This is a genomic window from Candidatus Kapaibacterium sp. (assembly GCA_023957315.1).
GTDB lineage: Bacteria > Bacteroidota > Ignavibacteria > Kapaibacteriales > UBA2268 > PGYU01.
On the sequence record JAMLHE010000004.1, the window covers coordinates 185,854 to 198,719 of the forward strand.

A 12,866-nucleotide genomic window follows, 5' to 3' on the forward strand; every position below is an offset into this window, starting at 1 on the left:
TTCATTTAGCAATTTCCAAATGATGTTATTCTTCTTAATCAACGATTGATGCAAAATATTTGATTGAATCAAATTTGCTTTCAAATTTGGAGTTTATCATTTTTTTGCATAATTTTGGTGAAATTGCTTTATAAACAATAGCCAAAGGAGGCAAATTATGGAAGAGAAGAAACTCACAAGCGTATCGGGAGCACCGATTGCCGATAACCAAAATGTCATGACAGCCGGAAAACGAGGTCCGATGTTGCTTCAAGATGTCTGGTATCTGGAAAAATTAGCTCATTTCGACAGAGAAGTTATCCCTGAACGTAGAATGCACGCCAAAGGTTCCGGTGCATTTGGCACCTTTACCGTTACTCACGATATAACAAAATATACAAAAGCGAAAATATTTTCGCAAATTGGCAAAAAGACTGATATGTTTGCGCGCTTTTCGACTGTAGCCGGTGAAAGAGGAGCCGCAGATGCCGAAAGAGATATCAGGGGATTTGCGATGAAATTTTATACTGAAGAAGGGAATTGGGATTTGGTGGGCAATAACACACCTGTTTTTTTCCTACGCGACCCGCTCAAATTCCCTGATTTGAACCATGCCATTAAACGCGACCCAAAGACAAATCTCCGAAGTGCGCAAAATAACTGGGACTTCTGGACACTTTTACCGGAAGCACTTCACCAGGTGACTATCACGATGAGCGAACGTGGTATTCCATATTCATTTCGCCATATGCACGGTTTTGGTAGCCATGCTTTCAGCATGATAAACGCTCAAAATGAAAGAATTTGGGTGAAATTCCATCTAGTTACTCAACAAGGAATCAAAAACCTATCTGACGCCGAAGCTGAAGCAATCGTTGGTAAAGACAGAGAAAACAATCAAAGAGACTTGTTTGAAAGCATCGAAAGAGGCGATTTCCCAAAATGGGACATGAAAATACAAGTTATGACCGAAGAGCAAGCAAGCAAATTAGATTATAATCCATTTGACCTCACAAAAGTTTGGTATAAAAAGGACTTTCCGCTGATTGATGTCGGAGTCATGGAGCTAAATCGCAATCCCGAGAATTATTTTGTCGATGTTGAACAAGCGGCTTTCAATCCTGCGAATATAGTTCCGGGAATTGGCTTTTCGCCCGATAAAATGCTTCATGGTAGATTGTTCTCCTATGGCGATGCACAACGTTATAGGCTTGGTGTCAATCACAATCTCATACCCGTTAATAAGGCGAAATGCCCTGTGACAGGCTATCATCGTGACGGACAAATGAGAGTGGACGATAATTACGGCTCTACTATCGGTTACGAGCCAAACAGTTATGGTGCTTGGCAAGAACAAACCGAGCATCGCGAACCACCTCTGAAAATCGAGGGTGATGCTTATCATTTCGACTTTAGAGAAGATGACGACGATTATTACACTCAACCCGGAAAACTTTTCAGATTGATGAACCCTGAGCAGCAAAAAGTATTGTTCGAGAATACCGCTCGAGCTATGGGAGATGCTCCACGGGAAATTAAGCTGAGACATATTTCAAATTGCATGAAAGCTGATACCAATTATGGAAATGGAGTAGCTGAGGCTTTGGGACTGAACACCAACGAAGCATAATTATTTTTCTGATTACCAAGCAGACTTTCGGGTTTGCTTGGTAATCAATTTCTTTTGAATATATTATTTATTTCACGTTCTGTCTTCTAGTGCTGTCAGTTGTAACAACTGACGAGACAGGTATTTAACCACTTCGTGGTTTAAGTGGGTGCGTGTGTTTGTTTCCCCGCATTTCATACGGGGTTATTCACATTTAACCACTTCGTGGTTTAAGTGTGTGCGTGTGTTTGTTTCCCCGCATTTCATACGGGGTTATTCATATTCAACCACTTCGTGGTTTAAGTGTGTGCGTGTGTTTGTTTCCCCGCATTTCATACGGGGTTATTTCTATTTAACCACTTCGTGGTTTAAGTGGGTGCGTGTGTTTGTTTCCCCGCATTTCATACGGGGTTATTCATATTCAATCACTTCGTGGTTTAAGTGTGTGCGTGTGTTTGTTTCCCCGCATTTCATACGGGGTTATTCATATTCAACCACTTCGTGGTTAAACCCCAAACCCCGAGCTCCAAACCCCGAGCCCCAAACCCCAAACCCCAAACCTCAAACCAATTATCCCCGACATTATGAAACTTGTTGAAATTAAATTACTGAACTGATTTCTTATGCGAAACTATTTTATTTTCGCATCGTATAAGATTCTATGCAGAAAGCAAATCAAAATTGAATTTTGTGCCTTAACGTTGAACTGTATTGGTTTTTCTGCTTTTTTTAAGAAGGATTTACTTAATTTTAAATTGGAGTTTTCATGAAATTTTCATTGAAGTTTTTGTTGGTGTTAGTTCTTGTAGTTTTTTTGATAAGCCCTGTTGTGGCTGCTGATATCAAAGATGATGGTCCTGAATTGCAAATCATCGGCGGAGTAAACGCTGATATTGAGGATTATCCCTGGCAAATAGCCATTTTTACTGTGGATGCTGATGGAAATTTGGAAGAGCAAATGTGTGGCGGCTCTATAATTGACCCATTTTGGATACTAACAGCAGCACATTGCGTTCTAGAAGATGCTCATAAAACGCAAAAGATTGTTGCTCATATCACTCGACGCTCTCAACCCGACCAAGGGCAAGTTATTGAAATTTCGGATTACATTATTCACGAGGGTTTCGATACCGAAATTATTCAAAATGATGTAGCATTGCTCAGACTTGCTTACCCTATTGACACATCAAAATTTGGTTCAAAACCTATCCGACTTCTTTCGCCTGATGAAGAACAAAATGGATTAATTTCTCCCGGAACGATGGCTACAACTACAGGATGGGGAATGACAACCTACGGAGGGGATGCATCAGAATGGCTCCAAGTCACATCCTTGCCGATTATTTCTTTAGAAACTGCAAATCAATGGTTCTCAGAAACTAATGTGCCAATTGAAGTAACCACAGATATGTTACCTTGCGGATACGAGGAAGGCGGGAAAAGTAGCTGCCATGGCGATAGTGGTGGTCCATTATTTGTCAAAGATAATACAGATACTTGGGCACTTGCCGGCATCACTTCTTGGGGTGCAATTTGTGCGGGAGTAAAGCAACCTGCTGTTTATACCCGAGTTCCTTATTTTTATGATTGGATTATTTCTCACTCCAAACTTGGCATTGATGATGTGCCAACCGAAAACGATTACGTCGAAAATGTTAGAATGATTATTCCAAAAAATGTTTACTCGTGCGATGATTACACAAATTTTGGAGATGTTCTTATCAGAAATATGGGTTTGAATGATTTATCAAGTTTTGAAATAATTGTCAAAACCGGCAGCTCACCTGATAATATTACAAAAACCGAAAGTCAAGTTATTACTTTGGAAAAAAGTTTACCTCCGATGGGTTCTAAAAGAATTCCACTCCCAAATATTCATCCTGACGATGTAGGTAGAAACTATATCGAAGTCGAACTCAGTAAACCTAATGGTAATAATGTTGTCCCAAATTCTTCTAAAGGTCAATATTTTAATTATTCCGGAATCACCCCCCTTGTACTTAGTATTGATTTGGAAGAAGTATCACAGTTGGAAATTCAGGTGTTTTCTCTTGACAATGAGTCATCGAAAAGTCTTGCAACATTTATGTCTGATGATGCCGGTAAAAAGCACCAATTTGATAATTGTCTTCCTGAAGGTGAGTATCATTTATTTATAGACGGTGATGCAAAAGGCTCCTTTGAAATGAAGATAAATCACGAAGGAACTGACTATTTAATTGGAGAATCTTTTTTAACTGATTATTTACAATTTAATTTAACTTTACCTTTCGTTCCGTCTTATGATATTGTTGTCGAAATCCCTACTGATTTAGAAAACGACACAACTTTCGTTTGTGACATCAATGAATTTAATAATGTCGAATACTTATTATTGTATAATATTGGTTCGCTGCCCAATCAAAACATTACCATTAGGACTACCATCAACGGTGTTGTGTCTGATTCGCTACTTGACGGAAAACTTTTCTATCAAAAATACATAGGAATACCATTAGATAAAAGTAAATGGCGAATTGGCGAAAACACTATAAGATTTGAAGTTGTTGATTATGATAACATAGAAAGTGATTTAAATCCGGAAAATAATTTTGCTGAAAGGAAATTTCATATCGTCGAAACTCCACAAATAGCAACTATTGAATGGAAAGGCGACGACTATCACTGGAGTAAAAGTTTTTATATTCTAAACTCTAAAGGGGAAATAGTCATGATGCAAGATGAGTTACCCGAAGATAGTTTTGATTATACAGTTTGTCTTCCGGACGGTTGCTATACATTTATTCCAATAGATTATTTTGAAGAGGAAGCTACTAATGAAACGGCTTTAGTCATGAAAAGAATGGATGGTTCCATCATTTTCGAGATTAGCGGGCAGGATTTTGTCACAGGTAAAATAGTTGATTTCTGTACCTCGCCAACAAGCGTGGAAGATTATTCGCCCGAAAAATTATTAATATACCCCAATCCGGCATCGGAGTATATAGAAATTAATGCTACTATCAACCCTACGGTTAACCGTAGGGATGATGAATCTTTTGACATCAATATTTTCACCACACTTGGCGAAATTGTAATGACAGCCCCTTCGACAGTGAACTATAATGGCTCAGGGAATCAAAGTGTGAGAATTGATATATCTCATCTGCCAACGGGATTGTATTTCGTTAGGATAGGCGACCGTTTTGAAAAGTTTGTGAAGTATTGATATTAATGTGCTGTCTTTGTTACAAAGGCAGCACGGCAGGAAACGCAAAGTTCGTAAATAGTTCTATTCGTCATTCTGAACCGAAGGTGAAGAATCAAGTTTTAAAATACATGGATTCCTCACTTCGTTCAGAATGACGAGTAAGTATTTTCGTCTTTGTAACAACTGACCTGACAGGGACAGGAAGTTAGATTGCTCATTAGCAAAGAGGTGATTTGATGTTGAGAATAAGTTTGCTTACTTTAATTATTTTAGTGGCATTGAACGGGTGCTATTCTCCCAAGCCTGTTTATCGCTTGCAAGTCGCTGACCAAGAGCATATCAGCTGGAGATACGGCTCGGAATACCTTACGATGAATTATAACAGATTGCATCTCGAAGCTGCCTATATCGAATCCTACGACGGTTTTCATGTTTTCTTTGTTACTGTAAGTAACGAATCAGGCTTGAAAGCCGTTGTTGACCCTGCAAATTTCTTTTATGTAGTTGATAAAATTGACCCTTACCTTGAAAAGAAACCGGATATTCAAGAGGGCGATATTGTTTTGGCAGACTCGCCGGAAGAAAGACTGTTAAAAATCGAAATGGATTTGTCGAATCAAATTGCATCGGACAAAAACATTGTTGCTCGCCAAATACTTACCGGCATAGTTAGCTCTGTAGCCGATGCCGCTATAGCAAATGCTGTTGGGGGCGATGATGAAGACATAGAAGAGACCCTCAGTGAGCGACAAGCCCAAAGAATGGAAACCTACAGAGTGGATAGAGAGAACAGCAAATTGCTCATAGTTTCTATGGCGGAAAGGAAGCAATTTTGGGCTACCGAAGTTCTCCGAAAAACAACTTTATTTCCCGGTTACGAGGTCGGTGGCTATGTCTTTTTCAAACATTATGATGAAATTGAACGAATGACAATCAATTTCAAAATCGAGGGAATCAGCTACCCGATTACATATTTGCAAGTGGTATATAAACCGTAATAGACGCTAAAAGAAGATTCTCAGCATATTAGATTTTCTCAATTTCAGTGCTGTCAGTTGTTACAACTGACAGCATTGAAATATTTCGTCTTTGTAACAACTGACGAGACAGGGAGTTCGTAAATAATTCTATTCGTCATTCTGAACCGCAGGTGAAGAATCAAGTTTTAAAATACATGGATTCCTCACTTCATTCAGGATGACGTATGATTCTTTTTTTATCAAAATCTTTTGTCAATCTATTTCATGATAAAAACGTCATGTATTTATGAAACTATTTGTCAAAAATATGGTTTGCAATCGTTGCATAATGGTTGTCAAAAACGAACTTGATGCAATCGGCATTATGCCATTAAATGTTGAGTTAGGTGTTGTGAATTTTGACAGAGATTTGACAAATTCGGAGAAACAATTAGCGAGTGAAACTCTGTATAGATTCGGTTTTGAAATTATTGACGATAAAAAAAGTCGTTTGATTGAGCATATCAAAACCTTGGTAATTGAATTGGTACACTACAAAGACAACGATTTGAAAACCAATTTGTCGGAATATTTGAGCCGTCACCTCAATCATGATTATAATTATATAAGCAATTTGTTTTCGGAAGTCGAAGGCAAAACTATCGAAAAATATTTCATAGCCCAAAAAATCGAAAGAGTCAAAGAATTGATTGTATATGATGAATTGTCATTGAGCGAGATTGCATTTCGGATGAATTATTCAAGCGTTGCATACTTGAGCAATCAATTTAAGAAAGTAACAGGGCTAACTCCAAGCCATTTCAAAAATATTAAAACCATAAAACGTAGTCCTTTGGACAAAGTGTAAATCTTACAAATCTTTCAACTAAAATTGTAACATATTTAGCTCTCTATGAGGCTAAATTTGTATCAAGATTAAAATCAATTTTAATATTTACATTTTTCAAAGGCACGAAAATGGGAACAAATCAAAATAAATCGTTTTTTATTCCATTGGAACAAGTTGAGAGCGAACATTGCGCACTCATTGTTGACAAAGGGTTAGATCAACTAAAGGGCATTGAAAGCCACAAAGTTGAACTGAACAATCGCAGAGCCGTTATTGAAACCGGTGACGGAAGCGAAGCTCTAAAAAAAGCCGTTAGCAAAATACGGGACTTGGGCTATGAAGTCACAACGGTTAAGCATACATTCCCTGTGTTGGATATGACTTGTGCCTCATGTGCAATTAGTGTCGAGAGCATGCTCAAATCGCAAGACGGTGTGATTGACGCATCCGTTAATTATGCTACGCAAACTGTTGCCGTAGAATATCTCCCTAATATCATCACAACAAACGAACTCCGCAAAACCGTTCAATCTATCGGATATGATTTGATTGTCGAATCTGATGATGAATTTTCCGAGTCTGTGGAGGAAATTCAAGAAATGAAATTCGAGGCATTGAAACGGAAAACCATCTGGGCTATTGCCTTGTCTATACCAATTGCCGTGATTGGCATGTTTTTTATGAATATTCCTTATGCAAACGAAATCATGTGGGTACTTTCTACACCCGTTATCTTTTGGTTTGGTAAGAATTTCTTCACCAACGCATGGAAACAAGCAAAACACCGCTCGGTGAACATGGACACATTAGTAGCTTTGAGCACCGGTGTTGCTTATGTGTTCAGCGTTTTTAATACGCTATTTGCCGAATTCTGGATTGAGCGGGGTTTAGAAAGCCATGTTTATTTCGAAGTTGCTTCGGTGATTATAGCATTCATATTATTAGGGAAAATGCTCGAAGAAAAAGCAAAGGGAAACACTTCCACTGCAATTAAGCAATTAATGGGTTTGCAACCCAAAACTGTAACAATCATCGAAAGCACCGGCAATCAAGTTCAAAAGCCAATTGAAAATGTGAACAAAGGTGATGTTATTTTGGTCAAACCGGGCGAGAAAATTGCGGTTGACGGCGTTGTGCTTAATGGTAGCTCATATGTGGACGAAAGTATGTTGAGCGGCGAGCCTGTCGCAGTCCTTAAACAAGAAAAAGAAAAAGTTTTCGCCGGTACAATCAACCAAAAAGGTGTATTTCAGTTCAAAGCCGAAAAAGTTGGGTCTGAAACAATGCTTTCGCAAATCATCAAAATGGTACAAGATGCGCAAGGTAGCAAAGCTCCGGTACAAAAATTAGTTGACAAAATTGCAGGCATTTTTGTACCGATTGTTATTCTTATTGCATTGCTTGCATTTGGTGCATGGGTAATTTGGGGTGGAGAGGATGGATTCACACACGGTTTATTAGCATTCGTAACTGTGCTCGTGATAGCTTGCCCTTGTGCATTAGGATTGGCAACTCCTACGGCAATTATGGTCGGCGTCGGCAAAGGTGCAGCTCAAGGCATACTAATTAAAGATGCAGAAAGCCTCGAACTTGCCAGAAATATCAATGCAATCGTTTTAGATAAGACCGGAACTATAACCGAAGGAAAACCGGAAGTCACTGATATTCATTGGCTTAAAGGTGACAATAGCAGGCAATCTGCATTGTTAAGCATTGAAAAATTATCCGAGCATCCATTAGCCGATGCAATTTCGAAGCACTTACAAGACACTGATTTGCAAGATGTTAAAGATTTCGAGAGCATTACCGGGCAGGGAGTCAAAGCAAAAGTTGGCGACAATTTCTATTATGTAGGCAATAAACAATTAATTACCGAAAACAATATTCCTATTAATTCAGATTTGTCTCAAAAAGCAGAAGAATTGAGCAAAGAGTCTAAGACCGTGATTTTCTTTGCAGATAAAGAGAATACTCTGGCAATAGTTGCAATTGCGGACAAAATCAAGAGTACATCAATTAATGCAATAAAAAATTTACAAGAATTGGACATCGAAGTTCATATGCTGACCGGAGATAATGAATCAACAGCGAATGCAATCGCCAATTCGACCGGCATAAAAAATTATAAATCTGAAGTTATGCCCCAACAAAAAGCTGAATATGTCAAACGCCTACAAGAGCAAGGCAAAATTGTCGCTATGGTTGGTGACGGCATTAACGACAGCACAGCTTTGGCACAAGCTGATGTCAGCATAGCTATGGGCAAAGGCAGCGATATTGCAATGGATGTAGCTAAGATGACCATCATATCATCGGATTTGAATAAAATACCTCTTGCAATAAAGCTCTCAAAGCAAACCGTTGTCACTATCAAGCAGAATCTATTTTGGGCTTTTATTTATAATATAATCGGAATTCCGATTGCAGCGGGTTTGCTTTATCCGATTAGCGGATTTCTGCTCAATCCTATGTTAGCCGGAGCAGCCATGGCACTAAGTAGTATCAGTGTAGTGAGCAACAGTTTGAGATTGAAATGGAAGAAATAGTACAGTAAAACTTACAACTTAATCAATGAATTATGTAATTTATTGGTTAATCATTTAAGTATTTTTGTTATAAGAGTTTAGTTCTTTTTAATATTTATTTACCAACAATAAGGGATGTATTATGATATATTCAATTTTAATAAGCGTAGCAATGTTCTTTTTCGGAAGTATAATTGCCCATACACATGATGGTGACCATACGCAAAAAACAGAGTTTATGGTATATGGGAACTGCGGTATGTGCGAAGCCAGAATTGAAAAAGCTGCAAAAATAGAAGGCGTCAAGTCTGCTGATTGGGACCAAAGCACTAAGATGCTTACCGTCGAATATGATACCGAGATTGTCGAACTCAAGACAATTCATGAAAGCATTGCGGCAGTAGGACACGATACAGAGCTTGCGAAGGCTTCCGATAGTGTTTATGCAAAACTACACAAGTGCTGCAAATACGACCGACCCGAGTAAAATCAACTTGAATAATTGACTCTGCAATCATGCAGAGTCTTTTTTTTGCCACTTCGCTATTAAGCATTCATTTCAACACACTTACAATATAATAACAACATATACTTTAATGTATGACTTGTTACTACATAATATAAAAGTTAGAAAATTCTGATGAATAAACAAAATTTACGCAATATAGCGATTATTGCTCACGTTGACCACGGCAAGACTACCTTAGTGGACGGCATGTTGAACCAAAGCGGTACATTCCGTGCTAATCAGCATGTGGACGAGCGAGTCATGGATTCGATGGATTTGGAACGCGAACGCGGCATTACCATTATGGCAAAAAATACTGCCATTTGGTATCACGACATTAAAATCAACATCATTGATACTCCCGGTCACGCCGATTTTGGCGGCGAAGTGGAACGTAGTCTTAGTTTGGTGGATGGTGCAATTCTTTTGGTAGATGCCAGCGAAGGTCCTTTGCCTCAAACCCGTTTCGTAGTCAAGAAAGCTTTGGCAAAGAAATTACCCATTATTGTGGTAATCAACAAGATTGACCGCTCTGATGCAAGGATTCAAGCTGTGACAAATGAAATTTACGACTTGTTTATCGACCTCGATGCCTCTGACCAACAAATTGAATTCAAAATTTTATATACTATTGCCAGAGATGGGATTGCTCATTACGAAATTGGCGACGATTGTACTGATTTGCAACCTCTCTTCGATACTATTGTCGAACAAATCCCCGGTCCAAAGTCAGTTGATGACCACGAACCACAATTTTTGATTACAAATCTTGATTATGATTCATACGTCGGGCAAATTGCAATTGGCAGGCTCGAAAACGGCGTTCTTGAAATGAACAAGCAATACACACTTTGTGCCGAACATGGCAACCGCAACAATCTCAAACTTTCTGCTCTATATACTTTTATGGGCTTGAAGAAAAAAATGGTTGATAGAGTCGAATCAGGAGATATTATAGCAATTGCAGGTATTGACGGTATTAGCATCGGTGATACTCTTACAGATAATGATAACCCAAAACCCTTACCGAGAATAACAATTGATGCTCCAACTGTTTCGATGATATTTTATATAAACAACAGTCCATTTGCAGGGACTGAAGGCAAATTCTTGACTACTCGCCATTTGAAAGCGCGTTTGGAAAAGGAAATGCTCCGCAATGTATCGCTCGAAGTAGAACCAATCGCTGACCGTGCAGACGCTTTCGAAGTTAAAGGTCGCGGAGAATTACAAATGGCGATTTTAATTGAAACTATGCGTCGCGAAGGCTTTGAATTCATGGTTTCAAGACCAAGTGTAATTACAAAAGAAGTAGACGGCAAGCTACACGAACCTGTCGAAAGAGTTTACCTGGACGTTCTGGAACAACATGTTGGTGTCATTACCGAAAAGCTTTCAACACGCAAAGGTGTTATGCAAAATTTGATGAATACCGGACACGGACGCGTTAATATGGAATTTTTGATTCCATCTCGCGGTCTAATCGGTTTCAGAAGTCAGTTCCTAACTGATACAAAAGGTTCCGGCGTAATGAATACTTTGTTCGAAGGTTATTCAGAATCCTTTGGCACTATCCCGCAACGCAGTTCCGGTGCTTTAGTTGCTGATAGGTCAGGCAGAACTACAGGTTATGCAAGTTTGGCTATGGAAGATAGGGGAGAGCTCTTCATCGAACCGGGTACCAAAGTATATATAGGAATGATTATCGGCGAACGCAACAAAACTACCGATTTACAGGTAAACATTACAAAAGAGAAGAAATTATCAAATATGAGAGCGTCGGGTTCGGATAATACAATTCCATTACGTCCACCCCGCAAATTATCGCTCGAACAATCAATTGAATTCATTGCCGATGACGAAGTAGTAGAAATTACTCCCGAATCAATCAGATTGCGTAAAATGGAGTTAGACCCCAATAAACGCAAATCTTCAATGAGAGACGAACTTTAATCTTTCAGATTTAAGTCCCAATACCCTTATACAAAATTCCTGCCTTGATAATATTTTCTTTGTCAAGGCAGTTTTTGCCATCTATAACGATTCTGATATTATATTTCAACAAGAATTCAGGCGTTAATTTTTCTTTGAATAAATTATGGTCTGTTGCCAACACTACTGCATATGAATTTTCAAGAGCCATTTCGAGCGAATCAACATTAGAATGCTCGGGGAAATACGGGTCATATACAAATGTGGCAGCTTGCTTTTCGTGCAAAATGCTCTTCAAAATCACCGATGGAGATTCCCTCAAATCACCCACATTTGCTTTGTAGCTCAATCCCAATAATGCAATTGGAGTATTTTTGATTGGTCGCTCTAAAATATTTAGAGCATCTGTCAACTTCTCAACTGTGTATTCGGGCATCGAATTATTGATTTCGCGAGCTAATTTGAGTAATTTATGGTCGAAACCACTTTGCCTAGCTCTTTCAATCAAATAATATGGGTCAACCGGAATACAATGTCCGCCGACTCCGCATCCGGGAAAATGTGGCAAAAATGCAAAGGGTTTGTTGGACGCACCTTTTATCACAGCCATCAAATCAATATTCAACACATCAAATGATTTTGCCAATTCATTTACAAATGCAATATTAATATCTCGGAAAGTATTTTCGATAATTTTTGTAGCTTCGACAGTCTTGAGATTTGGCATTTCATTAATTTCGCCCGATATAAAACTTCTATAAAAATCGGCTAAAACTTTAGTCGCTTCAGGGCGAGTAGAACCGATATTTCGCGGAATATTATATACATTCCAAAATGGGTCACCGGGATTGATTCTCTCAGGGCAATGTGCAACATCAAAGTCAATTCCTGCTTTCAAATCTATGCTATCTTCAATCATCGGGATAACGATTTCATCGCAAACTCCGGGATTAATAGTTGATTCGACCACTACATAGCAGCCTTTTTTGATATATGGCAAAACGGCTTCAACACCTGATTTCAGCGGCGTCAAATCCGGTGTATAATCGTTTAACACAGGTGTAGGCACACAAATGATAAATATATCCGAATCCGTCATTATATCAGCTTGGTCAGAAACAAGAAATTTCGTTATTTTCAAATCTTCACTACATTGGACATCATCAATCGGGCATTGTCTGTTGCGAATTTTATTGACTTTTTTTGATTGGTAATCATAGCCTACAACTTCGTGAGACGTTTTCAAATCAATAGCACATGCTAAGGGGAGCCCCACATATCCCAATCCGATAATCGCTATTTTCATAATTTTTC

The 12,866-nt window shown here is 38.7% G+C and carries 8 protein-coding genes; 7 read left to right on the forward strand and 1 reads right to left on the reverse strand.

Going from position 1 to position 12,866, the window contains the following annotated elements; genetic code table 11:
• The first annotated feature begins 157 nt into the window (after positions 1-157).
• From M9949_05905 to typA, 7 genes are all read left to right on the forward strand, one after another.
• On the forward strand, positions 158-1,609 hold the full coding sequence (locus tag M9949_05905) for a catalase (GenBank protein MCO5250939.1): 1,452 nt from the start codon (positions 158-160) through the stop codon (positions 1,607-1,609).
• A gap of 745 nt (positions 1,610-2,354) precedes the next feature.
• Positions 2,355-4,796 (forward strand): trypsin-like serine protease, encoded by a 2,442-nt coding sequence (locus M9949_05910; protein MCO5250940.1) that lies wholly within the window; start codon positions 2,355-2,357, stop codon positions 4,794-4,796.
• A gap of 218 nt (positions 4,797-5,014) precedes the next feature.
• Positions 5,015-5,776 carry a hypothetical protein gene (locus tag M9949_05915; GenBank protein MCO5250941.1) on the forward strand — a complete coding sequence of 254 codons (762 nt, stop codon included), beginning with the start codon at positions 5,015-5,017 and terminating at the stop codon, positions 5,774-5,776.
• A gap of 268 nt (positions 5,777-6,044) precedes the next feature.
• Positions 6,045-6,605 (forward strand): AraC family transcriptional regulator, encoded by a 561-nt coding sequence (locus M9949_05920; protein ID MCO5250942.1) that lies wholly within the window; start codon positions 6,045-6,047, stop codon positions 6,603-6,605.
• 110 nt (positions 6,606-6,715) lie between these two features.
• The gene (locus M9949_05925; protein MCO5250943.1) at positions 6,716-9,133 is read left to right on the forward strand and encodes a heavy metal translocating P-type ATPase; all 2,418 of its coding nucleotides are present in this window, start codon (positions 6,716-6,718) and stop codon (positions 9,131-9,133) included.
• A 121-nt stretch (positions 9,134-9,254) separates the two neighbouring features.
• On the forward strand, positions 9,255-9,599 hold the full coding sequence (locus M9949_05930; protein ID MCO5250944.1) for a heavy-metal-associated domain-containing protein: 345 nt from the start codon (positions 9,255-9,257) through the stop codon (positions 9,597-9,599).
• 153 nt (positions 9,600-9,752) lie between these two features.
• Positions 9,753-11,573 (forward strand): translational GTPase TypA, encoded by a 1,821-nt coding sequence (gene typA / locus M9949_05935; GenBank protein ID MCO5250945.1) that lies wholly within the window; start codon positions 9,753-9,755, stop codon positions 11,571-11,573.
• Between the two features lie 10 nt (positions 11,574-11,583).
• Here the strand turns inward: typA and M9949_05940 are convergent, their stop codons facing one another.
• Positions 11,584-12,858 carry a nucleotide sugar dehydrogenase gene (locus M9949_05940; protein MCO5250946.1) on the reverse strand — a complete coding sequence of 425 codons (1,275 nt, stop codon included), beginning with the start codon at positions 12,856-12,858 and terminating at the stop codon, positions 11,584-11,586.
• Positions 12,859-12,866 lie beyond the last annotated feature (8 nt).

Excerpts from the sequence above, each read along its gene's own strand:
- M9949_05905 (MCO5250939.1), top strand. The coding sequence starts at position 158 with ATGGAAGAGAAGAAACTCACAAGCGTATCGGGAGCACCGATTGCCGAT.
- M9949_05915 (MCO5250941.1), top strand. The coding sequence starts at position 5,015 with ATGTTGAGAATAAGTTTGCTTACTTTAATTATTTTAGTGGCATTGAAC.
- M9949_05925 (MCO5250943.1), top strand. The coding sequence starts at position 6,716 with ATGGGAACAAATCAAAATAAATCGTTTTTTATTCCATTGGAACAAGTT.
- M9949_05940 (MCO5250946.1), bottom strand. The coding sequence starts at position 12,858 with ATGAAAATAGCGATTATCGGATTGGGATATGTGGGGCTCCCCTTAGCA.
- typA (MCO5250945.1), top strand. The coding sequence starts at position 9,753 with ATGAATAAACAAAATTTACGCAATATAGCGATTATTGCTCACGTTGAC.
- M9949_05910 (MCO5250940.1), top strand. The coding sequence starts at position 2,355 with ATGAAATTTTCATTGAAGTTTTTGTTGGTGTTAGTTCTTGTAGTTTTT.
- M9949_05930 (MCO5250944.1), top strand. The coding sequence starts at position 9,255 with ATGATATATTCAATTTTAATAAGCGTAGCAATGTTCTTTTTCGGAAGT.
- M9949_05920 (MCO5250942.1), top strand. The coding sequence starts at position 6,045 with ATGAAACTATTTGTCAAAAATATGGTTTGCAATCGTTGCATAATGGTT.